This window comes from Zobellia galactanivorans, from assembly GCF_000973105.1.
Classification (GTDB): domain Bacteria; phylum Bacteroidota; class Bacteroidia; order Flavobacteriales; family Flavobacteriaceae; genus Zobellia; species Zobellia galactanivorans.
Map to the genome: position 1 here is coordinate 1,588,168 of NC_015844.1, position 25,306 is coordinate 1,613,473.

General features: G+C 41.9%; 22 protein-coding genes. 4 read left to right on the top strand and 18 right to left on the bottom strand.

The window, feature by feature from the left end:
• Positions 1 to 107: 107 nt before the first annotated feature.
• A complete protein-coding gene (locus tag ZOBGAL_RS06360) occupies positions 108 to 2,240 on the bottom strand; it encodes a TonB-dependent receptor (protein WP_013992705.1) in 2,133 nt (710 codons plus the stop codon).
• A 122-nt stretch (positions 2,241 to 2,362) separates the two neighbouring features.
• Positions 2,363 to 2,497, bottom strand: a complete 135-nt coding sequence (locus ZOBGAL_RS23905; protein ID WP_013992706.1) for a hypothetical protein — start codon at positions 2,495 to 2,497, stop codon at positions 2,363 to 2,365.
• A 116-nt stretch (positions 2,498 to 2,613) separates the two neighbouring features.
• Here ZOBGAL_RS23905 and ZOBGAL_RS06365 point away from each other — a divergent pair, with 116 nt between their 5' ends.
• Positions 2,614 to 5,109 (top strand): hybrid sensor histidine kinase/response regulator, encoded by a 2,496-nt coding sequence (locus ZOBGAL_RS06365; RefSeq protein WP_148560692.1) that lies wholly within the window; start codon positions 2,614 to 2,616, stop codon positions 5,107 to 5,109.
• Here ZOBGAL_RS06365 and ZOBGAL_RS06370 read toward each other — a convergent pair.
• From ZOBGAL_RS06370 to ZOBGAL_RS06415, 10 genes are all read right to left on the bottom strand, one after another.
• Entirely contained in the window at positions 5,084 to 6,466 is a 1,383-nt protein-coding gene (locus ZOBGAL_RS06370) for a sigma-54-dependent transcriptional regulator (RefSeq protein WP_013992708.1), read from the bottom strand. The genes ZOBGAL_RS06365 and ZOBGAL_RS06370 overlap by 26 nt on opposite strands.
• 178 nt (positions 6,467 to 6,644) lie before the next feature.
• Complete coding sequence (locus tag ZOBGAL_RS06375; RefSeq protein ID WP_013992709.1) at positions 6,645 to 6,950, bottom strand: hypothetical protein; 306 nt, start codon at positions 6,948 to 6,950, stop codon at positions 6,645 to 6,647.
• Between the two features lie 73 nt (positions 6,951 to 7,023).
• Positions 7,024 to 7,329, bottom strand: coding sequence for a hypothetical protein (locus ZOBGAL_RS06380; protein WP_013992710.1), 306 nt, complete (start codon positions 7,327 to 7,329; stop codon positions 7,024 to 7,026).
• 505 nt (positions 7,330 to 7,834) lie between these two features.
• Positions 7,835 to 8,113, bottom strand: a complete 279-nt coding sequence (locus ZOBGAL_RS06385) for a hypothetical protein (RefSeq protein ID WP_231854802.1) — start codon at positions 8,111 to 8,113, stop codon at positions 7,835 to 7,837.
• Positions 8,114 to 8,472: 359 nt separating this feature from the next.
• Complete coding sequence (locus ZOBGAL_RS06390) at positions 8,473 to 8,781, bottom strand: hypothetical protein (RefSeq protein WP_013992712.1); 309 nt, start codon at positions 8,779 to 8,781, stop codon at positions 8,473 to 8,475.
• A gap of 234 nt (positions 8,782 to 9,015) precedes the next feature.
• Complete coding sequence (locus ZOBGAL_RS06395; protein ID WP_013992713.1) at positions 9,016 to 10,554, bottom strand: DUF4301 family protein; 1,539 nt, start codon at positions 10,552 to 10,554, stop codon at positions 9,016 to 9,018.
• Positions 10,551 to 11,117 (bottom strand): AAA family ATPase, encoded by a 567-nt coding sequence (locus tag ZOBGAL_RS06400; protein WP_046287377.1) that lies wholly within the window; start codon positions 11,115 to 11,117, stop codon positions 10,551 to 10,553. Before ZOBGAL_RS06400 ends, ZOBGAL_RS06395 begins: the two co-directional genes overlap by 4 nt.
• Complete coding sequence (gene pnuC / locus ZOBGAL_RS06405; RefSeq protein WP_013992715.1) at positions 11,072 to 11,710, bottom strand: nicotinamide riboside transporter PnuC; 639 nt, start codon at positions 11,708 to 11,710, stop codon at positions 11,072 to 11,074. Before pnuC ends, ZOBGAL_RS06400 begins: the two co-directional genes overlap by 46 nt.
• Complete coding sequence (locus tag ZOBGAL_RS06410) at positions 11,694 to 11,954, bottom strand: thiamine-binding protein (RefSeq protein ID WP_013992716.1); 261 nt, start codon at positions 11,952 to 11,954, stop codon at positions 11,694 to 11,696. Before ZOBGAL_RS06410 ends, pnuC begins: the two co-directional genes overlap by 17 nt.
• A 101-nt stretch (positions 11,955 to 12,055) precedes the next feature.
• Positions 12,056 to 12,688 carry a 4'-phosphopantetheinyl transferase family protein gene (locus tag ZOBGAL_RS06415; protein WP_013992717.1) on the bottom strand — a complete coding sequence of 211 codons (633 nt, stop codon included), beginning with the start codon at positions 12,686 to 12,688 and terminating at the stop codon, positions 12,056 to 12,058.
• Between the two features lie 82 nt (positions 12,689 to 12,770).
• Here ZOBGAL_RS06415 and ahcY point away from each other — a divergent pair, with 82 nt between their 5' ends.
• Positions 12,771 to 14,087 (top strand): adenosylhomocysteinase, encoded by a 1,317-nt coding sequence (gene ahcY, locus ZOBGAL_RS06420; protein WP_013992718.1) that lies wholly within the window; start codon positions 12,771 to 12,773, stop codon positions 14,085 to 14,087.
• Between the two features lie 196 nt (positions 14,088 to 14,283).
• Here the strand turns inward: ahcY and ZOBGAL_RS06425 are convergent, their stop codons facing one another.
• From ZOBGAL_RS06425 to ZOBGAL_RS06450, 6 genes are all read right to left on the bottom strand, one after another.
• Positions 14,284 to 15,300 (bottom strand): phytase, encoded by a 1,017-nt coding sequence (locus ZOBGAL_RS06425; protein ID WP_013992719.1) that lies wholly within the window; start codon positions 15,298 to 15,300, stop codon positions 14,284 to 14,286.
• 58 nt (positions 15,301 to 15,358) lie between these two features.
• Positions 15,359 to 18,223, bottom strand: a complete 2,865-nt coding sequence (locus tag ZOBGAL_RS06430) for a TonB-dependent receptor (protein WP_013992720.1) — start codon at positions 18,221 to 18,223, stop codon at positions 15,359 to 15,361.
• Positions 18,224 to 18,378: 155 nt separating this feature from the next.
• Positions 18,379 to 19,704: a tetratricopeptide repeat protein gene (locus ZOBGAL_RS06435; protein WP_158499719.1), complete on the bottom strand. Its 1,326-nt coding sequence runs from the start codon at positions 19,702 to 19,704 to the stop codon at positions 18,379 to 18,381.
• Between the two features lie 316 nt (positions 19,705 to 20,020).
• The gene (gene rpmA, locus ZOBGAL_RS06440; protein ID WP_013992723.1) at positions 20,021 to 20,281 is read right to left on the bottom strand and encodes a 50S ribosomal protein L27; all 261 of its coding nucleotides are present in this window, start codon (positions 20,279 to 20,281) and stop codon (positions 20,021 to 20,023) included.
• Positions 20,282 to 20,363: 82 nt separating this feature from the next.
• Positions 20,364 to 21,008, bottom strand: coding sequence for a 50S ribosomal protein L21 (rplU, locus tag ZOBGAL_RS06445; protein WP_013992724.1), 645 nt, complete (start codon positions 21,006 to 21,008; stop codon positions 20,364 to 20,366).
• Between the two features lie 185 nt (positions 21,009 to 21,193).
• The gene (locus ZOBGAL_RS06450) at positions 21,194 to 21,658 is read right to left on the bottom strand and encodes a DUF4199 domain-containing protein (RefSeq protein WP_013992725.1); all 465 of its coding nucleotides are present in this window, start codon (positions 21,656 to 21,658) and stop codon (positions 21,194 to 21,196) included.
• Positions 21,659 to 21,828: 170 nt separating this feature from the next.
• Here ZOBGAL_RS06450 and ZOBGAL_RS06455 point away from each other — a divergent pair, with 170 nt between their 5' ends.
• The gene (locus ZOBGAL_RS06455) at positions 21,829 to 23,151 is read left to right on the top strand and encodes a M16 family metallopeptidase (protein WP_013992726.1); all 1,323 of its coding nucleotides are present in this window, start codon (positions 21,829 to 21,831) and stop codon (positions 23,149 to 23,151) included.
• 61 nt (positions 23,152 to 23,212) lie between these two features.
• On the top strand, positions 23,213 to 25,282 hold the full coding sequence (locus tag ZOBGAL_RS06460; RefSeq protein WP_013992727.1) for a M16 family metallopeptidase: 2,070 nt from the start codon (positions 23,213 to 23,215) through the stop codon (positions 25,280 to 25,282).
• The last annotated feature ends 24 nt before the right edge of the window (positions 25,283 to 25,306 follow it).

Here is a 25,306-nt window from a genome sequence, read left to right on the forward strand (position 1 = left end):
GAATCCGTAGTAAAAATAACGGATTTAAGAACAGCTTCTAAGCCGCGATGAAACTAATTCCATAAGTTTTTAACGCCATCCGATTACGAAGAAAAACAACCTCGGCATTAAAACCTAACCGTAGCTCCCAATAAGAAATTCGTTCCTGCCTGTGGATAGTAATAGATATACCCACCTCCATAATCCGCTCCGTTCGAAACAAACTTTGAATCAAAGATATTGTTCACCAAACCGGATAGGGTGATGCTCTTAACAAAAGTATTTACATCAATTTGATATTGAATATTGAAATCGGTCTGGGAATACCAATCCAACACCGAGTCTTCGTTATGAATATTGTTCATGTATTGTTTTCCCACGTATTTGTTCAACAACGACAACTGCAGGTTGTAAAGGGGATTGTAGCCCAAAACGTTACCCGTAATGATATTAGGGGAAAATGCGATGGTGGTATTGCCCAATTCTTCTAAGACGCCATTGTTCTCCGTAAAAAAATCTATGTTCTTATTAGAGCTTACGGCTAAATTCGGTCGCCAAAAAAACTTCTTCCCGATCTGAACATTTGCATCCAACTCGAATCCGAGTCTGTAACTATCCCCAACGTTGGCACGCAACGGAGCCCCTACATCGTTGAGCTGCCCTGTCAACACCAATTGGTCTTTGTACTTCATATAATAGGCATTGGCATTCAGTTGGAACGAAGTGGAGACATAACGCCACCCCAACTCAAAATCGTTCAATTTTTCCGATTTAGGGCTTCCCCCTTCGTAATCGTTCCTATTCGGCTCACGATTAGCAACGGCATAACTGAAATAGAAATTGTTATTGGCATCCAAGTTAAATACCACCCCCGCCTTAGGGTTGAAAAAACCAAAGGTATCATCAACAAGTCCGGTATCTTCCCCGTTGGCCGAATAACCCACCCTTCTATATTGAAGGTCGCCAAAGAGGCTCCATTTATCGTTTAGACCATAATTCACCTTTGAATACACATTGAAATCCGATTTATTGGAATCGTCTTCATAATACCTATCGCGAATATGGCTATCGGTAGCATATCGTGCCCAAATAACTTCACCGAAGTGATCCCCTTGATACGAATTCCATCCTCCCCCTAAAATAACATCTAAACGGTCTTTGGTATAATTGGCCGAAAAGACTAGGCCGTAGAACTTGTTATCTAACCAGCGACGACGTATCAAATCGGTCGTTTCAACCAAATCACCATTCACCACTATGGGATCAAAGCCGTATGTTGCAAAGTCATCTTCTTGTTTGTACTGTTCAAAAAATCCGCTCCCTTTGGTAAAATGAAGGGCTACATTAGAACTCCAATTCCCAGAAAGCTTCTGATTCCAAAGAAATTGGGCATGGTTTTGCTTGTAGTCATCCACCTCATTGTCATAGAATTGCTCGTCTCCGTTTTCATCGGTGTAGGCCCCCGCCGAATTATAAGTTCTATCCTCTAATAAGGTTTCCGCATCAACGCCGTTCCATGCCTGATAAGTCACCTCATGCCCACCGAAGAGTAAGGCCTTCAATTGTGTTTTACCGTCGCTGTAGGCCACTTGCAAGAAGTAAGAATCCAGATTGGAGGAAGCCCTATCCACATAGCCATCTGAAGTTATTCGCGACAATCGACCGGAAATCTCTATCCGATCATTGAGTAGACCCGTACTGAACTTGATATTGTTCCTAAGCGTATTAAAGCTCCCTACGGACGATGAAACCTGGCCATAGGCTTCTTCAGAAACGGCATCCGTCAATAGGTTCAGGCTAGCTCCAAAGGCTCCTGAACCGTTGGTAGACGTACCCACACCACGCTGAAGTTGCAAACTTTCGGTAGAGGAGGCAAAATCGGGCATATTGACCCAAAAGGTACCATGCGACTCAGAATCGTTGTAAGGTATACCGTTTATGGTAACGTTAACGCGCGTATTGTCACTACCACGTACGCGAATACCCGTATAGCCAACTCCGGCTCCCGCATCGGAGGTAGTTACCACCCCAGGCAGAAAATTCATGAGAATAGGAATATCTTGACCCAAATTACGCGAAGCGTATTCTTCTTTTTTAAGATTGGAAAAAGTTACGGGAGTAGCCTTATTGACCCTAATAGCAGAAACAAAAACCTCATCTAGGTTTATTTCTTTGCCGGTAAGGGAATCGACTTCCTTTTCTTGGGCAAAAACCTGGCCCGTAATCAACAGGCCGACCAAAAGCATTACAATGTGTTTCATTCGTATAAATTAGCTACGAATAAAAGGGGCCTTATTCTATATGTTGTTTTGAAAATTCGTCCAATTATGGACCGGCATAAAAAATCCAAGAAGTGAAAAAAAATCACTGTCCCTTGGCAGCATTACCCGCCCAGGTTCATTGGGTATAATCTCAGCTTATCTTGATTCAACCAAGGCCCTATGTTGGCCTTGACCGTTTCAAGGGTTCGCACCCCTTTGAGATGGCGCAAATATAGCTCGGCCCTTTTACATTTCATAACTAATTTGATCAAAAGACAGGGCTTCGTTCATCGATCGTGCCATAGCCTGCAAACAATTAACGCTTATCGGTAAACCCTATCAACATTATATCCGTATTTTTAGAAAGACTTTTGTGCAACATACGAACATGGTAAACGCCTCTAAAAAATCTAAAAACAAATTCACCTTAAAAATTGTCGCCAGCTATCTCATTTTGGCTATACTGGCGGCAGCCGTTGGTTATTTCGTATATACCGAGATACAAACCTATATTTCAACCGAAACCGCCGATGTAAACGATGAAAAATTACTACGGACAAGTTCGTTGATGACCAATCTTTACGAGGCCGAAAGTCTTTCTAAGCTCGCCTTACAGAGCGACGAGAAAATCAATTTTGACGCCTACGCCCTTAAAATAGACTCCATACAAATAGAAATCGACACCCTAAAGCAGCTAATGTTGGGCGAAGAACAAAAAAGCCTGTTAGATAGCCTGCAGGTTCTATTGAGCCAAAAAGTAAGCAACAACAACGAGTTGCGAAAATTGAAAGTCAAAAGCAAGTCGGCCAATTCGTTGGACAAGGCCTTAAAGGAATTTGAAAAAATAGAGGAATCTTTCGGCAAGTTTTCAGCAGAAAACCTTTTTACCGACTTCGACCAGTTGTCCCCAAAGGTGCAGCAATCCCTAAGGGACTATGCCGACCTGATCAGTAAAAACGTTCCGAATTCAGGCGATAACACCAAGAACGCCGCCTATGTAGATTCTATCTTGAACGTTTCAAAAGCCATGTTGAGAAAGGCCAAATTGGCCGATACCCGATCGCAACGCTCCTTGGCGCAAAAGGAAATCGAGGTAAACCGTAACGACCTTGAACTCTCGCGCCAGCTCCAAAATATCATTGCCGCCTTTGAAAAAGAAATTATAGCCAGCAGTTACAACACCAGTATCGTAAAACGGGAAACCCTAAAAAGAACTACCCGGATCGCCGGTTTGGCGGCACTATTAGGATTTTTGATCGTGGGCATCTTTTCTTTTTTGATTACAAGGGATTATTGGAAAGTACAGACCTATCGAATGCGGTTAGAAAAAGAGAAAAAATTCTCCGAGTCGATTTTAAAGAGTCGCGAGCAGCTGATCTCTACCGTAAGCCACGATTTGCGCACACCGTTAAACACCATTAGTGGATATTCGGAACTACTCGAAAGCACGGGACTGACCCGCAAGCAAAACGGGTATATAAAGAATGTAAAATCGGCCTCGGAATATGTCGGCAATCTAGTGAACGACCTACTCGATTTCTCAAAACTGGAAGCAGGTAAGCTCAAAATCGAAAAGGTTCCCTTTATCCCGGCCCATCTGATTCAAGAAACCGCCGAAAACCTTCAGGCCTTAAACATGCAAAAAGGCCTAAAATTGGTCTTGGAAATCGCCCCACAACTTCAACAAACCGTATTGGGCGACCCGTTCAGGATTCGACAAATACTGACCAACCTTATGGGCAACGCCTTTAAGTTTACCGAGCAGGGCCAAATCAAGATCATAGCCACCGCAACCAAGGGCAAGGACAAGGCCATAACGGCACGTATTCAAGTGGTCGACACAGGCATAGGCATAGCCAAGGAAAAACAACATTTAATATTCAAGGAATTCACCCAAGCCGACAGTGATACGGATAAAAAGTTTGGCGGTCACGGTCTGGGACTCACCATTTCAAAAAAATTGGCCGAGCTCCTAAAGGGCAGCTTGACCCTTGAAAGCCAATTGGGCTCAGGAAGTACCTTTACCCTACAGCTACCCCTTGAAATTACCGATGCGGTAAAAAAACCAAATAAGGAAATGCCCTATTTGGCCCCCAAACTACGTATGCTGATCATTGACGACGATACGGCCTTATTACATATGCTACGCGAACTGGCAGAGAGTATGGGCATTACGGCACATACCTTTACCAATTTTCTTTCCATTGAAAAAGACTCCCATTTAGCCTATGACATAGTACTTACCGATATTCAAATGCCACAGGTAACGGGGTTCGAAGTATTGAAAAAACTCAAATCGGGGGCCTACAAGCACTATACCGACCAACCTATCGTTGCCATGACCGGCAGAAGGGACCTAGGGCCGGAAGCCTATATTGGGGTCGGATTTTCCCAAGTGCTACAAAAGCCCTTTCCAAAAGGGGAACTTATTGCCACACTCAAGCTATTGGGCATTACCACCCAAGACGAAGCGCCCAAAGAAGGAAAGACAGAGGCCCTTGACCGTGAACCCAAATTATACAACCTTGACATCATCCATTCTTTTTTAGGAAGGAACGAAGATGCGATACAAGACGTACTGGGCACCTTTTTAAGCGATACAGAAACCAACATGAAACTTCTTGAGGAAACGGTAGGCACACAAGACTACCCCCAAGTAAATCAAGTAGCACACCGTATGCTGCCCATGTTCAGGCAACTGAAAGCCGAAAGCTGTGTAGTTGCATTGGAACACATGGAAGTTGCAACCCCTGAAGCCATGGACCATAAGACCCTTTCAGATTCATTTGCGAATTTGAAATCAGATGTAGCGGATTTAACAAGCGAACTCAAAGAGCGCCTAACTACAAGTCCAGATTATAATGATTGATTTTATTATAAAGCGTTTTCCGTGTCACCTGAAGTAATTTTGCCGCTTTCGACTTATTGAAATTGGTTTTTTTCAAGGCTTTGATAATACGGTCCTTTTCAAATTCCGATTTTGAAAAATTCTCTATGGTAGTCGTTTTTTCTTGCGGTTGAAGCACCTCTCGTGGCAAGGCTTCCATTTGAACCTCATCGCCCGTGGTCAATAACACGGCCCTTTTCACTACATTCTGTAGTTCACGAAGGTTACCCGGCCAGTGGTATTGCTGAAAAGCTTCCCAAACTTCCGAAGAAAATCCGTCAACGTTTTTATCCAGACTTGCATTTGCCTTGTTCAAAAAATTCTCGGCAAATAACATCAAGTCCTCGAATCGTTCCTCTAGGGAAGGAATCTGTATGGAGAATTCATTCAATCTATGAAAAAGGTCTTCCCTAAAAGTACCTTTCTCCACCGCCTCGGTCAAATCTTCGTTAGTAGCCGTAATGATACGCACATCTACATCAATCTCTTTCGTACTACCAACCCGTTTTATTTTTCGTTCCTGCAAGGCCCGAAGCAATTGTATTTGGTTCTCGTACGATAGGTTACCCACCTCATCCAAGAACAAGGTCCCTTTATTGGCAGCCTCAAAATTCCCTATCTTATCTTCTACCGCTCCGGTAAAACTTCCTTTTATATGTCCGAAAAACTCACTTGTCGCCAATTCTTTGGGTATGGCACCACAATCGACAGCAATAAAATTAAAGTCCTTGCGCTTGCTGTTATCGTGAATGGCCTTGGCCGTCACCTCCTTACCCGTACCGCTTTCCCCGGTAATTAAAACGGACATATCGGTAGGGGCTACCAGTTTTATATAGTCTTCCAATTTTTTGGAAGCCTCACTCACTCCTTTAACTATAGTATTCGTTCCTCCCACTGGGCGGGTAGCCTTGGAACCATTTTGCCTTGAGTCCTTTTTAGACCCGTCTCCCTCTGTTGGGGCGGTTTGGGCCATACTGACCTCCACCTTTAAGGCGTTATCTAAGATCATTACGATTTCATCAGGGGTAAAAGGCTTTGAAATGTAGTCGAAGGCCCCCTTTTTCATGGCATTTACGGCCGTACCAACCTCAGCATAACCGGTCATAACGATTACCTGTGTCTTTGGACTCACTCCTTTTATATCGGTCAGTAACTGTATACCGTCATAATCGGGCAAACGCAAATCGGTTAATATCAAATCAAAATCGGTTTTCCCGAATTTTTCCTTGGCATCTGGGGCTGTAAAGCTCGTCTCTACTTCGTAGCCGTGTCTCGTCAAAAACTTTTGAAGCATCTGACAAAAAGCGGCGTCATCTTCAATGATTAAAAGGTTTGGCATAAAGCTGTTTAGTATTCTGTATCTATCTACGTAAAAATAGTACAAGAAAGCTGTCTCTCCTCTAAATTTATCATAAAAGATATTTTTAAAAAAGGGCCAAAACGCAAAAAAGGAACCGTTATATCACGGTTCCTTTCTCAAAATTGGTTCGGAATTTCTTCCGACAATTTAGTTCTTCTTATTGTTGAACGGCGTTACCTTCTTCATCAACGATAAGGGCACCAGAAGTACCATCTTCCAAAGAAACTTCCAATTTGTATTGGTTAGCTTCGTTCTTGCTTGCTTTGTTGATCGTAGCACCTGGGTAGTTGGTTTCGATCATTGCAGTTACGGCTTCTGGAACTTCTTCCAAGGCAACCTCGGCAAAAGCATCTTGGGCTACAGCTTCAGTAGCTGTTTCTGTAGCGTCGGCAGCTTGCTCTTCTTGAGCGAATGCAGTTAAACTTCCTAGTGCGAAAACGGTGGTAATAAATAATTTTTTCATAATATTCTTATTTTATATGTGTAACTAATTAATGGTAATATTCAATGTAGGGGAACTAAACGCTAGGCGCTTTTTATTGTTGAACGGCGTTGCCTTCTTCATCAACGATAAGGGCACCAGAAGTACCATCTTCCAAAGAAACTTCCAATTTGTATTGGTTAGCCTCATTCTTGCTAGCCTTGTTGATCGTAGCTCCAGGGTAGTTGGTTTCAACCATTGTAGTTACGGCTTCCGGAACTTCTTCCAAAGCAACCTCGGCAAAAGCGTCTTGGGCTACAGCTTCAGTAGCTGTTTCTGTAGCGTCAGTAGCTTGCTCTTCTTGAGCGAATGCAGTTAAACTTCCTAATGCGAAAACGGTAGTGATAAATAATTTTTTCATGATATTCAGGTTTTAAGTGTTATTAATTAATTTCAGTTAGTATATAGAAAATATGATACCAAAACAGCTAAAACCCCTAATCAATTAAAAAACAGTTGGTTATATATTTTGTCGATTTTCAAAACTGTGTATTATTGTAAAATTCTGTTTCATTTGGGTAATAATTTCACAACTCAACCATCGCGATGTAAAACCCTAGCCTTGGGCTTTTTTTAATTTGTTGGGATGGATCAGGTCTAAAAGCAAAAAATCCGAGCAACTTATGCCGGACCATTTTACATTAAGACCTTCTTCTTTTTTCCTTTAATCGATAAGCCGGTATCGGTACTCTAGGAAGCTACATCAATATCGTTATTCTCCCTTCTTTATAAATTAGACGATGCCCTATTACTTTATATTTTCGAACACTCAAAAAATTATGACCTTATACAAAATAGAAAGGGGCTGCAGATGCAACCCCTTTCTGACCAAACCAACTTGATACAAAACAAATAACTCAAGTTATTTACATTTCAATCCAGTTACCATTTTCGTCAGCGTACAAAGTACCGGCAGTACCATCTTCTAGGGAAACCTCTAGCTTGAACTGCTTTGCTTCGTTCACGTATGCTTTATCAATAGATGCAGTAGGATAGTTTTTAGCAACTGCTGCGGTCACCGCTTCGGGCAACTCATCGGCAGATACTTCAGAAAAATCATCTTGAGTCGCTGCGGCCTCAGTGGCTGCAGCTTCAACTGCCGTAGACTCCTCTTGGGCAAAAGCCGAAAGACTTCCTAATGCCAATATTGCTGTGATAAATATCTTTTTCATGATGTGTTCTTTAGAATTAATAACTGTATACTCTAAAGAAATAATGATACCAAAATCGCAAAACAAACATAAATATTTGATTTACAGTTATATAACATATTTTTAAAATATGTAAAGTGTGTAATTGTGTGTATTTCTAGTACTTTGGTGTGTAAAATGTATACGAATACCCATGATCCACACCCGAGCGAAGTATCAGCAACACCTTCCTTCGCATACAGCATCTTTCGAACTGAAACCCTATAGCTAGATATATTAAAAAAGCCCCATCTTCAAATGAAGATGAGGCTTTTTACTAACTATCTAACTATGCTACTAATAAAAGTATTAGCTTATTTTTCGATCCAGTTACCTTCGGCGTCAGCATACAATTCAGCAGTTTCACCATCTTCTTTGGCAACTTCCAATTTGTACTGGGCATCTTCGTTCATGAAGGCTTTAGAAATAGTTGCACCTGGGTGGGCAGCCTCTAAAGCTTCAGAGATAGCGGCAGGAACTTCTTCAACTGCTACTTCAGCAAAAGCATCTTGAGCTTCAACAACCTCAGTTGCTACTGTTTCTTCTACTACTGTTTCTTCTTCTTGTGCAAAAGCAGTCATTGTACCTAAAGACAATACTGCAGCAAACATTAAGTTTTTCATTTTGTGTGTGTTTTAAATTATTGATTTGTTTTGATAATCTCTTAGTACTAAGAGAAAATGATGCCAACTCGAAACACCCCCACCTAAAACACACTAAACACCTGATTAACAGATAACTAATTTAAAACCACCTCATACATCACTTGTATACAGGTGTGTAAAAACATAAAAAAGTGTGTAAAAAATACACACTTTTTTAGGTAAACCTTATACTGTACTTCAGCTTATGACGCGCTATTTGACCTGATGTGCGGGCCGCAATAGATCGTTTACGGTTTTTACCGGGTTGAAAGTTGAAGATGGTACCTCTACAAATATGGTGTTCCAAAACGCCATGGCGCCATTCCACAATCCTGGAAGTTCCAGGGCCTTTAACTCCCTGCCTTCTTTGGTCTTGCCCGTAATAAACCCTTGCTTGGTATCGATGTAGTTCATCAGGTTGTATTTTTCCCCTTTATAGTTCTTCACGGCACAGACCAAGTCGACCGGATTGAAATGGGTCGAGTTTTTGAGGATCGCGGCCTGATGCGCGTTATCCATATCAATTTGGGCTGACTCAATGATCTGTAACGAAATATTTCCTTTTCGGTCATTGATCCAGAATGGGCCGCCTCCGGGTTCTCCTTCGTTCTTGACCATCCCACAGATACGTATGGGCCTATCAATCTTATCTTTTAACACTTCAATTTGTTCGCCGATACTGAATCCTGCGAAATTATCTGAGAAACGCACGTTAAGTTCGTTCTCCAAGAAGCTCTTGATCTCGTCTAATTGACTTGAGGTCAGTTCATCGTTATCGAGACTTTTGGCATAGGCAAAGGCCTTTTCTTGGACACTTAAGAGCACCCCTGCCAATATCTTTTTACTATCCGCTACCTCGCCTGCAAATCTTGGAACGGTAACATTGTCGATATTCTTGATAAATATGATATCGGCATCTTGCTCGTTCAAATTCTCGATTAGGGCACCATGGCCTCCAGGTCTAAACAAGACGGAACCATCACTGTTTCGAAAGGGTTCGTTCCGCATATCTACCGCAATAGTATCGGTCGATGGTTTTTGATAGGAATAACTCACCTTAAAAGAGGTCTCGGTAGCCTTCGACACCCTTTCACTTACGGCGTTGAACTCCGCATTGAACATATCGCCATGCTGTTCGCTAATGGTAAAGTGCAACTCTGCGGTATTACCAGTCTTGGCATACACCGATGCTTCCTTTAAATGTTCTTCAAAAGGCGTAGCCGTATGGTCCCCATAGTTATGGAAAGGTAATAATCCTTTTGGATAAAACCCGTAATTAAGACCATCTTCAGACATCATTTCCTTTACAAAAAGATAGAGTTCCTCATCTTTGGAAGAAGTCTTTCCCGCAATGCGCTGTTTGACCAAATCGTAGAAGGCGAAGTCGGTTATACCCTCCGAAAAGGCTTTCATGGCCTTATCGTCCGTACGTTCAAAATACGCTTCCAACGATTCTTCCTTAGGGTCGTAAGCATCCAAAAAATTGAACAAAGCCTTGAACATACGCGATGCGGCCCCTGAAGCAGGCACAAATTTCAACAAAGACAGCCCTGTACTCGAGGCTTCGAACTTTTGAATCAAATCCTTTTCTTCGGATGGGGTAAATTTTGAAAGCCCTTCACCTATTGTAACGGCCTTTTCAAGTTGTACAAACGGAATACCCTCTTTAAAGGTCTCTATTTGCTCGTTTACCTTTTTCTCCGAAATTCCCTTTTTGGCCAGCAGGGCCAAATCATTTTCTGTTAGTGTCATTTATTCTTCAATAAGTTATCTATATGTTTTACGGCGGTCGCCAAGCGTTCTTCCCTTCCTCCGGTCAATATAATAAAATTACGATTATATTTTTCAAGGGTTTCTTTAAAGTAATTGAACATACGCTCACGTTCATTGGGTTTATCCCTTAGATCATCGCCCACCCAGGGCACATCTATATACGTAAGAAAATACAAATCATAATGATTATTTAACGCGTACTTTTCCAAGACCGGATCGCAATAGCCCAGATAATAGGCTTCCGAATATACCTTGGTCTCAAGCAGGTCGGTATCGCAGATAAGCACCTCTGTAGCCTTTTTGGCAAGTTCGTTTTCAAGCCGCATCTGACCTTCGGCTATCGGCAATAAATCTTTGGGCTCACAGGTCTTTCGCTCGTTGTTCCATTTGTTTTGCAAATACTCCCTAGCGTATTCGGGTACCCAAACCGTATTGTACTCGCGGGCCAACTGATCGGAAAGCGTGGTCTTTCCTGTAGATTCAGGACCGAACAGTACTATTTTAACAACATCTGAGGGCTCTTGTTCAAACTTTTTTTCCATGCGAGATAACCGTAAACCGCAATAATCGTAAACAAGAAATATTGCAGGGAGGTAAATATAAGGCCTTTGTACCAATAAAGGGGAACGCTGATAATATCCCCGATAATCCAATACACCCAGTTTTCAAGCTTTTTCTTTGCCATCAACCACATTCCTACAAAGAAAATAGCCGTGGTAAAGGTGTCTACATACGCTGTCCAATTGTTGAACTTATCAAAAAGGTAATAGACCAAGCACACGAAAATGACGGTCCCCACAAACAACAGGGCCGACCATTGCTTCTCTTTGTTTGTCGTTCGTGTAATCGGTATAAAATGGGTCTGGTCTACTTTTCGCGTCCAGAAATACCATCCATATATACTCATTGAAAAATAGTAGGCATTGATAAGCATATCGCCCAACAAGCCAAAAATCAGGAGGATATAAACAAATATAGCGGTGCTAATTATACCGGTAGGAAAAACCAGGATATTCTCCTTTTTTGAAAACCATACACTTAAAAACCCGAAGATTACACCTATGATTTCCAAGACCACCAAATGGATGGGAACACCTTCGTACTGTGCAAAAATCCAATCAAAAATGTGGCTCATAATCGCTTCGGTCAGACTTTACCACTTTCATATACAACAGCCCTTTGTCCATCAATTCAAAAGCTTCCTTAATATCTTCTTTAAGAAGGTCCATTACTTCATCATACTCACCATAGACCTGGGTACTTAAAGGGTTTTCCAAAACAGTAAGTCCTGAAGCCCGTAACTTTTTAATAAAGTTGATAATGTGTTCTTCAAAATCATCCTGTAAGGGAGAAAAGGTAAGCTCTACCGATATGTTCATTCTATTTTATATTTGGTTGTTCGTCGATTATGGCCGCAAGCGTTACAACAATCACGTACACCTTCAATTTTTAATATGTTTTTGCCCCCTCTTTATTCTGGCTAGCCTTTTAAGGCATAGACACAGGTAAACCCTTCGAACTCCATAAACCTTATATGGTACATAGAGAGGTCGCCCTGGTACAATATTTCCGCAGTGGTCGCCGCACTGTCGAAAACAAAGTCCTTTACATCAATATGATGCATAAAACTTAGACCTTGCTGGGCATATATTTTATAGAGGGCCTCCTTGCTTCCCCATACAATGGTCAATTTTCGTATAAGGGCGTCGGTATTGGCTATGGTCCGGTATTCTTCTATAGGGGTGAATTTATGTGCTATTCGCAAGATTTTTTCCCTTTGCATTTCAATATCGATCCCTACATCGTCCTTACTGCTTACGATGATTCCCGTAAAATGGTTTGAATGGGTAATACTTATCTTGTTACCATCATTTAAATGGGGCTTTCCAAATTCATCATAATACAAATCGGCATCTACATATCCAGCTTCGGCCATCAAGTGCCTGATGCTCAAGAACCCCCTACGATGCATTTCAGATTTCATGCCCCGCATTCTTTTTTGGCAATGCGGCGTCAGGTCTATACCCTTAGAAAGTTCCTGTTCCGACTCGGTAACCTTCCAGATATACACCTTGGTGTCTTTATTTACCTTGACTATCTTATAAAGAGGCATAGGGTTCTATACGTTTTTCTTAACTTTGCAACCACAAATAGCTGTATAGCTAATATAACGAAAGTAAAAAATAAAAAAGAATATGGATACCAAAACTGTTTCTTATGTGCCTTATAAGGTAAAAGATATTTCTTTGGCGGACTGGGGAAGAAAAGAAATCGAACTTGCAGAAGCCGAGATGCCTGGCCTTATGGCTTTGCGCGAAGAATACGGAGAAGAGCAACCTTTAAAAGGTGCACGAATAGCCGGATGTCTTCACATGACCATTCAAACCGCTGTTCTTATAGAAACTTTGGTGACATTGGGCGCCGATGTTACTTGGAGCTCTTGCAATATATTCTCTACACAAGACCATGCCGCCGCCGCCATTGCCGCTGCGGGCGTACCTGTATATGCTTGGAAAGGCATGAGCGAGGAAGAATTTAACTGGTGTATCGAGCAAACCCTGTTTTTTGGCGAGGAGCGCAAGCCCTTGAATATGATCTTGGACGATGGTGGCGACCTTACCAATATGGTATTGGACGATTATCCTGAATTGGCCAAGGCCATTAAAGGTCTTTCCGAAGAAACCACTACCGGTGTTCACCGTTTGTACGAACGCGTAAAGAACGGTACTTTGCCTATGCCGGCCATCAACGTAAACGACTCGGTTACCAAATCGAAATTTGATAACAAGTACGGATGTCGCGAAAGTGCCGTTGATGCCATTCGCCGTGCAACCGACACCATGCTAGCCGGTAAAAAAGTAGTAGTTGCCGGTTACGGTGATGTCGGTAAAGGTACTGCCGCTTCTTTCAGAGGCGCCGGTTCTATCGTTACCGTTACCGAAATCGATCCTATTTGCGCCCTACAGGCGTGTATGGACGGTTTTGAAGTAAAAAAATTGGAAACTGTTGTTGGCAAGGCCGATATTGTCATTACCACTACAGGGAACAAAGACATCATTCGCCCCGAACACTTTAAGGCAATGAAAGACAAAGCCATTGTTTGTAACATTGGCCATTTTGACAATGAAATTGACATGGCCTGGTTAAACAAGAACTATGGCAACACCAAAGACGAAATCAAACCACAGGTAGACAAGTACACCATAGACGGAAAAGACATTATCGTCTTGGCCGAAGGTCGCTTGGTAAACCTAGGTTGCGCCACGGGACACCCGAGCTTTGTAATGAGCAACTCGTTCACAAACCAAACCTTGGCCCAAATCGAACTTTGGAAGAACAGCGAAAAGTACAACAACGAAGTATACATGTTGCCCAAGCACTTGGATGAAAAGGTAGCCGCCTTGCACTTGTCGCGTTTAGGAGCCGAATTAACGGAGCTTAAACCGGAACAGGCCGAATATATCGGCGTAACCGTAGAAGGGCCTTACAAGCCGGACTATTACAGATATTAGGCCTTCGACTGCACTCGGTCTTAATACAGGGCCAAGGGCCCAATCCTAATATAAAACCCCAAACCCTTACAGCAATGTGAGGGTTTTTTGTTTTTCCGAACCTGACTTTTAGCATAAAGCAAAAACCCCTGCCATCGTTTACCATAACTGCCAAATCTTAACACCCAATCATGCCTAACCGGATAAAGGAAATGGCCTATTCTATTCCTAATTTTTCCAAATCGTAGAAATAAAAATTCTTTTCATCGTTCATAGCGACAAATAGGCCGCTCTTAAACGTATCATTCAACGGGACGGTTACAACCTCGCACCCATCGGTTTCCAAAGTTGAAAGATTGACCGCCCTTACAAAAGCATTCGTTTTTCTTGAATAGATATTGAACTGTCCACGTTGTTGATCGGAAACAATAATATACCCCTCACCATTCGGATATTGTGCGATAGCAATGCCCTCTATATCACTTTTAAAATTTTCGCCGCCAAAACAACTTAGCTCCACATCCCCCATGGACGGCTCAGCATAATATTTCCGTATACAATGTTGCTCATCTGAATAATAGACAAAGCCTAGTTCATGATCTACCGCTATGGCCTCAATCTCTTTTTTCCCACTAAATTTTCCAAACTTACGCACCAACTCGGCATTTACCTGGCCCTTGTCATTAGCCACTATTTTATATTGGTACAGATAGCCTTGCGTAGGCCCCGTCTTTCGTCCCACTATGGCGTATATGCTCTGGTCTTTTGAGGATTTGTACAAACTGACCCCCATAGGCAGCCTCATTTCAGGGTTTTTCTCGTCTGCAAAAACCGGAAAACCTCCATTATCCAACGGCTTCATATCCGGCACCGAAAACAAACGAACTTGACTTTTCTCTCGCTCCGTAAACATTAAAATATCGACCTTTGTTGTATCGTTTATTGCAAAGCCATAAGCGATATCGACATTATTAGGTCGACGAATATCGCTTATGGATTTTTCTTCAAGTATCTTACCATTAAGATCAAAAGCATAGATAGCCCCATTGGTTTCCTTATCAGTTCCAAAAACAATACTTTTCGATGCGTCCATAGGATTGACCCAAATAGCGGGATCATCTGTATCGTTAACCGTTTTTTCGGTAATCACATTTGGGGCTACAGCAGGTAGCTGTGAAGTGTTACAAGACTGCATGGCCATAAGGGCCAAAAGAAATAAGAATATATTTTTCATCGTATAGGGAGATTGATATTTTAGACTAGATTTTGGAATTGTTCTTTCGATCTAGGAGCTACCTTTTAAAGAGATCATATTTAAGACCAAATGTCAATCGTCTTCCATAGAACTCAATCTGTTGCGTGCGGCCTTTAACACCTTGAAAATAACGCAACGGCTGGTTGCTTATATTATTTAGGTCTGCATACACACTTAGGCTATTGGTAATCTTATAACTAGCATTAAAATCTAAGAAAAGCTGTGTGTCGTAATACCTGTCTTCAAATTCGTTGCCCCCAAGCTCATCTATATATGCATCTGAAAAATTAACGGACATACGAGCCGAGAATTTTTTATCGTTATACCCCAAAGAAGCATTAAAGGTATTTGGAGTGGTATTGGGCAAATCTATACCTTCTCGATCCTCTCCATCTTCGTTCTTAATACCTTCTGCAGAAGAAGAAATGAAAGTGTAATTTAAGTATAAGCTAAAGTTTCGTGCGAAACCTGGCAGAAAATCAAGCTGCCTTTGAAAAGCAATCTCCGCTCCAAAAATTCGGGCACCATCTCCATTTAAGGGTTGAAAAATTTCAAAACCCGCTGTATCATCTCCGTAAAAATCATCACTAGTCTCACTTCTGGACAAGTATATAAAGTTATCGATGTTCTTATAAAAAAGTCCCCCGGAAAGAATACCCACACTCCTAAAATAATGTTCGGCCATAACATCAAAATTCATCGATGTGGTCGCCGCCAATTCCGGATTACCTAAATAAATTTCCTCATCGCCTGAAACAACATCCAAAGAAGGCACCAAATCTTCATAGTTGGGTCTAGCCAAGGTATTTGTCCATGCAAGGCGCAGAATAGTTGCATCACTAAGGTCATACTTGAGATGCAAGCCCGGCAAGACGTTAGTATACGAACTCTCCTCTGTTATTTTTCCTACTAAATCCTCTTCATCAATGATACTGTTACCGACCGCGGTGACTTTAGTCGCCTCCAACCTAAGCCCAAACAGAACACTTAGTTTTTCAGTAATCTTTTGATTGGTCATGGCATAGGCCGCGAAAACATTTTCATCTACATTGAAATTAGCTCTCAAAAATTCGTCCGGAACGGACTCCCCATCTACCAAATCCAATGCTCCAAGCCATTTTTCATCAGCAAAAGACCCAGCTACATATTGGCTACCGGCCAGAAATTTGGTGTCGGAAAGGTCTCTTTGGGCAACATCTGCCAATGTGGGAAAATCATCTTCCAGGTCATATTCAAAAAAATCATTATCCCTTAATTTGGTTTTCATTCTTGCCCTTCCGCCGAATTTTATACTCCCATCTCCGTTTCCAAAAAAATCGGAAGGGACTTCAAAGTTTACAAAAACATTAAAATCTTCTTCTTTAGTGAATTGATTTTCTTCGGTCACCTCGTCATATTCAAAATTCGACAAATCTGCATCGGCACTGTTTTCTGCAGTCATTAAAGGGTATCTAGAACTACTATTGTCGTTTCGTACGGCATATTCATTTTCAAATACAATATACCGTTCATTTAGCCTCTCTTCGGAAGCCTTTGCAAAGGAGGTCATCCAATCCATTTTTAAACTTCCCCATAAATGGTTACCTCCAAGACTGTAGTTTTGCATTCGTTGGTCTTCTAGGCGTCTGTTCTTGTTACGGCTATTATCAATTCCGCCTTTTGTCTCTCTGGTAATTTCAGCGGGGAACCGTGTCAAATTGCCTTGATTTACCGTAAAATCACCTATTTCTATATCTTCGCCATCCAGTATTTCACTCTGCAGTACAAATCGATTCTCGCGGTCGTCACGCCAATTGTATATCGATTTAAGAAAGATGGAGTTATTGGCATCGAACCTATAATCAAAATTGGCCGAAAGACTACGCCTCACCCGCTGCACCAAGTATTCACGTTGCTCAAAGGCACTTGTATACGGATTCACATCAACCTCTTCTAAAATAGGTTCACCGTCAACATCATCTGAACCCGTATAATATTCAAATTCATCCGACCATTCTGCCTCGACATTATCGGAACCAAAATCATTATCATTATACGAAGCACTGACCATCCACCCAAATTTGCCATTATCACTTCTATTGCCCAACAGGAAAGACCCATTAATAATTGGCTTATCCGTTATAAAGTTCACGCCTGAGCCTAAGGTCGAAGAAAGCCGAAAACCTTGCGGCGACGTTCTAGTAACCAAGTTTACGGAACCTCCCAAGGCATCTGCATCCATATCGGGAGTGACCGCTTTACTCACTTCAATACTTTGTATCATATCGGCAGGAATCAAGTCCATCTGCACATTTCTATTATCGCCTTCGGCCGATGGCACACGACTCCCATTAAGCGAAACGGAATTTAACTGCGGTGAAAGTCCGCGAACAATAATATTTCTAGCCTCCCCTTGATCTACCTGCATGGTAATACCGGGGATACGCTTTACGGCATCACCAATATTTGCATCGGGAAACTTCCCGATTTGATCGGTTGCTACCACATTGGTAATATTCATATTGGTTCTCTGTGTATTCAACGCCCTAGCTTGGCTACCCAACCCGAAACCAGTAACCTCCACTCCATCCAATTCTAAGGTCTTAGGTGTAATAAAAATAGATACCGATGCCGTTTCCCTTTCTTTGACCACTACTTCTTGGGTAATATCAGCATACCCTAAATAAGTAATGTTCAAGGTGTAGTTACCAGCAGGAATACCAACAAGTGAAAAACGACCGTCAAAATCTGAAATAGCCCTTTTTTTTAGTTCAGAAATAATAATATTGGCCCCAGGTACATTAATACCGTTTTCATCTGAAATTGTCCCCTCTACATTTCCTAACTGAGCCGAAACAACCATATTTGAGCAGGCAACAAATAGTAATAGCACTAGACTTTTAAATGCTTTTCTCGAATTCATTTTTGATTGGTTTTACGATTCCAAAAATATGGATATCAATCACATACAATGTTTTCTAAAAGGAAACAAATAGGCAACAATCGAAAAAAAGAAGGAAACAACAAGGCAACAATAATACTGGGTTTACATAGAAGTAACCTTCCGGAAACACAGGACTAAAAAGTCAACAAAAAACGGCTCAATTCTTCTTTTGGACCAATAGGTAATTTTTTACGAAGCCGGTATCTAGATACACGTACACTGTCTGGAGTCAGCCGTAAGATTGCCGCGATTTCCTTGGAAGATAAATTAAGGCGCAACAAAATAGACAACCGTAATTCTGCAGGCGATAGGGGGCCTAAAACTTTAGCATGCAATTGCTTTATAAAATCTGGATGGATTTCATTGAAAAGAACCAAGAACTCGTCCCACTCATGTTCTTGAGATAAACTAAAATCAATTTCATTGACTACTTCCCGCAACTTTCGTTTTAAATCTATATTGGAACGCCCAAGACTATTTTTCAAGGTATGAGAAAGTCTTGATAACATCTTATTCTTTTGTGCGAGATGCAAACTGTACCGTGATAGTGCGGCATTTTTAAGGTACACCTCTTTCTGCAAGCCTATTTCTTCCATACGCTTATTTTCAAGCTCCGCCTCAAGAATACGCTTTTCAAAATCCGCTATTTTTTGACCTTCCCTTTTTTTTCGTTTAACATATAACAACCAGAGTATACCGAGTATACCGAAGGTCGCCATAGCACAGACCAACAGATACTTTTGGGCGCGATCTATTTCCCCTTCGTGTAAAAGCTGTTGTATTTTGGCTTCCCTTTCCTTGGTATCGTAGATTACTTGTAAGGCACTGGCTTGATTACTTCTGTACAAGGACTTGTTTCGCTCGTCCAATTCTAAAAAGGCGGTAAGTTCTTCGTATGCCTTTTCCCCTTCCCCCATCAGATAGTAGGTTTTAGACAAATCTTTGTGCGCACTTGCCTGTTCTCCAGTATGACCAACACGTGTAGCTACGTCTAAAGATTCTAGGGTAAATTGCAGTCCTTCATCAAGGGCGCCCGTTTTTCTATGGACATCACCTAAATTGTTCAAAATATTGGCCCGTCCTTTATCGAGAGTGGAATGGTATTTTAATGCTGTTTCAAAATAACCCTGGGCCGTTTCAAAATCTTCTAAATCTTCATAAATACTACCAATACTCTCATTTACCAAGGAAATACCATTGGAATCGTCTAACTCTAAATACATTTTAAGACTTTCATTCTGATAGACTAAAGCCTTGGCGTAATCACCCTTCTTTTCATAACAGGTACCTAGATTACTTTTTGCGGTAGCGACAATATATCCCGCATCTATAATCTGCGCTTCTAGAATACATTTTTCGAAATGGGTAATGGCGGCCTCATAATTTTTTAGCCCCAGATGAATTGAGCCCAAACGATTGACCAGGTCAACGTATAGCGTATCGTGGACTTCGTTCTCCAACAAGACAAGAGCTTTATTAAATTGATCTAAAGCCTCTATATAAACACCGTTTTCTTGACAGAAATAGCATCAATACCCTTATCATCGGAATATTGCCCCACCATCAAAAACGGAATTGCCAAGAAACTAAAAAGAAAAAACGTAGTTCTAATTTTATGGTACATTATGGTACATAAGGAAGGTAAGAATCGAGCAAGTTACGTTGCTAACATTGCCTTTATATTACCCCAACATTATCTTAATGTACAAACATTCAAACAAAAAAACCCTCTCCAAGAATCTTGGAAAGGGTTTTATACGATAAAAGAAAAACTTCTTAAGCCTCGAACGGCTCTATGGAAACATAAGATTTTCCACCAGCTTTCTTTTCAAACTTTACTAGTCCGTCTACACGGGCATGCAATGTATGGTCTTTACCGGCATACACATTCTCACCTGGATTGTGTCTTGTACCACGTTGTCTAACGATGATATTTCCGGCAATAGCGGCTTGGCCACCAAAAATCTTAACGCCCAAGCGTTTCGATTCCGATTCCCTACCGTTTTTAGAACTACCTACACCTTTTTTGTGTGCCATGATATTAGGTTTTAAAAAGTGTTTCCCTCAGTAATCACTTAAAGGATACACTATATTGATTATACTTTGTGGGGTTTGGCGATTAGGCCTTACCACCGTCTAATTCGTCTTGCCATTTCTTCAACTCGTCCCACTTACCTTCAGCAGCTAATTTAGCTTGTGCAGGCCAAGTATCGGTTACGTGGTTACCACGTACATCGGCGATGATCTCGGAAATTTTGGCGGCATCAGTCTTTGCCAATTCGGCAAAGGTAGAAACACCGGCTGCAATCAAGGTCTCGGCGATTTTCGGTCCGATACCTTCAATTTTTTTCAAATCATCTGCTTTTGCTGCTTTCTTGGGAGCGGCTTTTGGCGCAGCTTCCTTTTTGGCAGGCTTCTCCTCTTTCTTAGGAGCAGCAGCTTTCTTTCCACCTTTCGCAACGATACTCTCGATTACGATTTCGGTCAAAGCTTGACGGTGACCATTTTTCACTTGGTACCCTTTACGTCTCTTTTTCTTAAAGACGATTACTTTGTCACCTCTTAGGTGTTTCACGACTTTTGCCTCAACAGCGGCTCCATCTATAGCCGGGGCGCCAACAGTAATGTCCGATCCGTCAGCTAAAAGAAGTACATTGTCAAAAGTTACCTTTTTTCCTTCTTCTGCCTGTAAACGGTGAACATACACTTTTTGGTCTTTCGCAACTTTAAATTGCTGCCCTGCCATCTCTACGATTGCGTACATAATTGTGTATATATTAGTTTATTGTTTCCGCCCATTTTTTCAATAAGCGGATGCAAATATACGCCTAAATCGTTAACCTACAAGCGTTTTTTATATATTTTACCCTCATTTTTCACGCTGAAAGTCCAAAAATAAAGCCGCAAATCATCTTTGCGGCTCCAACTTTACTTTATTCGAGGTAATCCTCAACTATGTTTAACCAATTTTCTTTTAAGATTACGGCTTGTTTTGAACAACTGCATAAACGAAAGTGTCAACACCAAAGTAGAGGCAAAGCCCATTATCGCAACGGTAAAAAATACGATTCCCTCAAAACTTTTGTAGTCTTTAAACCACACCGTAGAAAGTTGTTCTAAAAACAACAAGTTGATTTCCGTACTGTAAAATGCAAAGAAAATGGTAAACACCAATGTAGCCACAAAACCGGTCACAAGTCCGGCCGTAAAGCCTTTCCCGTAGTTAAAGCTATCGGGATTCTTCAGTTTAAAATACTTAATGGCCTCGTAAATTCCGAAACCGGTTATAAAACCGTTAAACAGACTAAAGAATATATTGGTGTGCAAATCAAACAAAGAGAGTATTAAAAAATAAGCAATTAGGCAACCGCTCGTAGCGATTCCGAATCGAATGGGTTGTGCAAATTGTTTCATTTTCTAAGTTTTTGAAGTTCAATTCTTTAAGTTAATAAAAAAAATAAAGCAACACCACAAAAGCGTGTTAAAGGATGTTATTGCAGGTTATTTTTCTTACAAAAAATGAATATCTTCGTGTAACGATCTTTGGCAATCGTCCACTAATAATGCAACTAACACACTATATCATGAAAAAAAAATTACTTATAGGAGGTTTTCTCCTTCTCATCGGGCTTTGCCTGCAAGCGCAAGAAGTAAAATATGAAGAGTACGACCTCGATAACGGCCTCCATGTCATTCTCCATCAAGACAACTCGGCTCCCTTGGTCACTACTTCGGTCATGTACCATGTTGGGGGCAAAGACCGTACCGAAGGCCGTACAGGCTTCGCCCATTTCTTTGAGCACCTACTCTTTGAGGGCACTAAAAATATAGAACGCGGAAAATGGTTTGAAATCGTTTCTTCCCACGGCGGAATAAACAACGCCAACACCTCCCAAGACCGCACCTACTACTACGAAGTTTTTCCATCGAACAACCTAAAACTCGGGCTCTGGCTCGAATCGGAGCGTATGCTGCACCCCGTGATCGACCAAAAGGGAGTAGAGACCCAACAAGAAGTGGTAAAAGAAGAAAAACGACTGCGATACGACAATAGGCCTTACGGCCAACTGATTTCGGAAGTTGGCAAAAACCTGTTTAAAAAGCATCCTTATAAAGACCCTAACATTGGGTATATGGAAGATTTGGACGCAGCCACCCTAGACGATGTAATTGCCTACAACCACAAATATTACGTACCCAACAATGCCGTTTTGGTAGTTGCGGGCGACATTGACCTAGCCGAAACCAAAAAGATGATCCAAGACTATTTCGGGCCGATACCCAAGGGAAAAGACGTAGTGCGCAACTACCCAAAAGAAGACCCTATCTTAAAAGAGGTAAGGACCAAGGCCTACGACCCTAATATTCAGCTTCCCGCCTCGGTTATTTCCTATCGGACCCCAGGCTTTAAGGAAAGGGACGCCTATGTTCTCGATATGATTTCCACCTACCTAAGTGACGGGCGCAGCTCGAAACTCTACAAAAAAATGGTAGACGAGCAGAAACAGGCGATACAGGTAGGCGCCTTTAATGTAGGCCAAGAAGATTATGGCATGTATTTGGTATATGCGCTTCCCGTTGGGGAAACCGACCTTGAAACCCTGATTACCGAAATGGAAGAGGAAGTAGCCAAGGTAAGGGACAGCTTGATATCTGAAAAAGACCACCAAAAACTGCTGAACAAGTTTGAAAACCAATTCGTCAATTCCAATTCCGGAGTAGAAGGAATAGCCCATTCATTGGCCCAATATTACTTACTCTATGGGGATACGGAGCTGATCAATAAGGAAATTGACATCTTCAGGTCCATTACCCGTGAGGAAATCATGGAAGTCGCGAACAAATACCTAAGACCTGATCAGCGCGTAATCATAGATTACCTTCCGAAAGAACCGCAATCAAACTAATCAGGGCGTGCTTTACACTCGCCACCTTATTTTTTCTTTTTAAAAAGCAAAAACACTATTCATGAAACATATATTTACAAGCTTATTCTTTCTCGCTTTTGCCTTTGTTGCAAAAGCACAGATAGACCGTAGTCAAATGCCCGAAGCCGGTCCGGCACCAGAAATCAAGCTCGAAGACGCACAGCGTTTTGAACTGAGGAACGGACTCAAGGTCTTAGTCGTGGAAAACCACAAACTACCTCGGGTTTCCATTCAACTGAGCATTGACAACCCCCCCGTATTGGAGGCTGACAAGGCCGGGGTTTCCTCCTTGATGGGAAGCCTGTTGGGCAAGGGTTCCAAAAACATTAAAAAAGACGATTTTAACGAGGAAGTCGATTTTCTCGGGGCCCGTATCAATTTCAATTACCAAGGGGCCTATGCTTCTTCGCTTTCAAAATACTTTCCTAGAATCTTAGAGCTGATGGCAGACGCCGCTTTAAACCCGAACTTTACCCAAGATGAGTTCGACAAGGAAAAACAAAAGATTATCACCGGACTCAAGTCGGAAGAAAAAAGTGTGGCCGCCATCTCCCAACGGGTCGGTCTGGCCTTGGCCTATAGCAAAAAACACCCATATGGGGAATTTATGACCGAAGAGACCCTGAACAAGGTTTCCCTTACCGATGTCATTCAATTCTATGAGGATTATTTTGTTCCCGCTAACGCATATTTGGTGGTTGTGGGAGACATCAAATTCGACGATGTAAAGACCTTGGTAGAAGAACATTTTACCCCATGGACCAAGGCCGTACCGCCTTCTTTTGGTTTTTCCAAACCCAGTGATGCCCAATATGCACAAATCAATTTTGTAGACGTACCTAATGCGGTTCAATCTGAAATCACCGTCGGAAACTTGGTCAACCTAGAAATGAAAGATCCCGACTACCTTCCGGCACTAATGGTAAACGAAATCTTAGGCGGTGGCGGGGAAGGCCGCTTATTCCTAAACCTACGAGAAGACAAGGCCTACACCTATGGTTCCTACTCCCGATTGGGCAACGACAAATATGCTCCGGCACGCTTTAGGGCTACCGCCAGTGTCCGAAACGCCGTTACCGATAGCTCCGTAGTAGAGATCCTCAAGGAAATCGATCGCATCCGCACCGAACCGGTCTCCAAAGAAGAGCTAGAAAACACCAAGGCCAAATATACCGGTCGCTTCGTAATGGCTTTGGAAGACCCTTCTACCATTGCCAATTATGCCCTAAACATAGAAACCGAGAACCTCCCCAAGGATTTTTACAAAACCTATCTTGAAAAAATCAACGCCATTACCATTGAAGATGTACAACGGGCGGCACAGAAATACATGAAACCGGGCAACATCCGCATTGTTGTGGCAGGAAAAGGAAGCGAGGTACTCGAAAACCTTGAAAAGATAAGCTTCAAAGGCAAAAAAATTCCGGTTTGGTACTTTGACAAATATGCCAATGCCGTAGAAAAACCAGACTATAGTGCGAATGTACCCTCTGATGTTTCGGCCACTACAGTACTGAACAAGTACATTGAGGCCATAGGTGGCAAGGAAAAACTAGAGGGCGTAAAATCGTACTTCCTTTTGGCAGAAGCCGAAATGCAGGGCACAAAACTGAACCTAGAGGTTAAAAAAACGACCGAAGCCCAGTTTATGCAAGATATAAAGGTAGCCGGAAATTCCATGAGCAAACAGGTCCTTAACGGAGGCAAGGGCTATATGGTCATGCAAGGGCAAAGAAAAGATATGGGCGACGATGAAATCGAAAAGGTAAAAGCCGAATCGGCACCCTTTCCCGAATTGAACTACCTCAGCACCGATATCACTTTAGAAGGCATTGAGGTCGTAGAAGATAAAAAAGCCTATAAAATTAAATTGTCGGAAGAAAAAACGGCCTTCTACGATGTGGAAAGCGGACTCAAACTACAAGAGGTGACCACCGCAGAAATGGGAGAGCAGACCATCACCAGCACGATAAACTATATGGATTACAAAGAGGTTTCCGGCGTACAATTTCCGTTTATCATGGCCCAGGCCGTCGGGCCACAACGTTTTGAATTTATAGTTTCCGAAATTAAAATCAACGAAGGGGTTTCAGACTCCGATTTTGAGTAGAGGCGACTATAGAATAAAATTTTT

Bases quoted from the DNA above. Each gene is read 5' to 3' on its own strand.
- ZOBGAL_RS06360 (WP_013992705.1), bottom strand. From the start codon at position 2,240: ATGAAACACATTGTAATGCTTTTGGTCGGCCTGTTGATTACGGGCCAG.
- ZOBGAL_RS23905 (WP_013992706.1), bottom strand. From the start codon at position 2,497: ATGAAATGTAAAAGGGCCGAGCTATATTTGCGCCATCTCAAAGGGGTG.
- ZOBGAL_RS06370 (WP_013992708.1), bottom strand. From the start codon at position 6,466: ATGCCAAACCTTTTAATCATTGAAGATGACGCCGCTTTTTGTCAGATG.
- ZOBGAL_RS06375 (WP_013992709.1), bottom strand. From the start codon at position 6,950: ATGAAAAAATTATTTATTACCACCGTTTTCGCACTAGGAAGTTTAACT.
- ZOBGAL_RS06380 (WP_013992710.1), bottom strand. From the start codon at position 7,329: ATGAAAAAATTATTTATCACTACCGTTTTCGCATTAGGAAGTTTAACT.
- ZOBGAL_RS06390 (WP_013992712.1), bottom strand. From the start codon at position 8,781: ATGAAAAACTTAATGTTTGCTGCAGTATTGTCTTTAGGTACAATGACT.
- ZOBGAL_RS06395 (WP_013992713.1), bottom strand. From the start codon at position 10,554: ATGACACTAACAGAAAATGATTTGGCCCTGCTGGCCAAAAAGGGAATT.
- ZOBGAL_RS06400 (WP_046287377.1), bottom strand. From the start codon at position 11,117: ATGGAAAAAAAGTTTGAACAAGAGCCCTCAGATGTTGTTAAAATAGTA.
- pnuC (WP_013992715.1), bottom strand. From the start codon at position 11,710: ATGAGCCACATTTTTGATTGGATTTTTGCACAGTACGAAGGTGTTCCC.
- ZOBGAL_RS06410 (WP_013992716.1), bottom strand. From the start codon at position 11,954: ATGAACATATCGGTAGAGCTTACCTTTTCTCCCTTACAGGATGATTTT.
- ZOBGAL_RS06415 (WP_013992717.1), bottom strand. From the start codon at position 12,688: ATGCCTCTTTATAAGATAGTCAAGGTAAATAAAGACACCAAGGTGTAT.
- ahcY (WP_013992718.1), top strand. From the start codon at position 12,771: ATGGATACCAAAACTGTTTCTTATGTGCCTTATAAGGTAAAAGATATT.
- ZOBGAL_RS06425 (WP_013992719.1), bottom strand. From the start codon at position 15,300: ATGAAAAATATATTCTTATTTCTTTTGGCCCTTATGGCCATGCAGTCT.
- ZOBGAL_RS06430 (WP_013992720.1), bottom strand. From the start codon at position 18,223: ATGAATTCGAGAAAAGCATTTAAAAGTCTAGTGCTATTACTATTTGTT.
- rpmA (WP_013992723.1), bottom strand. From the start codon at position 20,281: ATGGCACACAAAAAAGGTGTAGGTAGTTCTAAAAACGGTAGGGAATCG.
- rplU (WP_013992724.1), bottom strand. From the start codon at position 21,008: ATGTACGCAATCGTAGAGATGGCAGGGCAGCAATTTAAAGTTGCGAAA.
- ZOBGAL_RS06450 (WP_013992725.1), bottom strand. From the start codon at position 21,658: ATGAAACAATTTGCACAACCCATTCGATTCGGAATCGCTACGAGCGGT.
- ZOBGAL_RS06455 (WP_013992726.1), top strand. From the start codon at position 21,829: ATGAAAAAAAAATTACTTATAGGAGGTTTTCTCCTTCTCATCGGGCTT.
- ZOBGAL_RS06460 (WP_013992727.1), top strand. From the start codon at position 23,213: ATGAAACATATATTTACAAGCTTATTCTTTCTCGCTTTTGCCTTTGTT.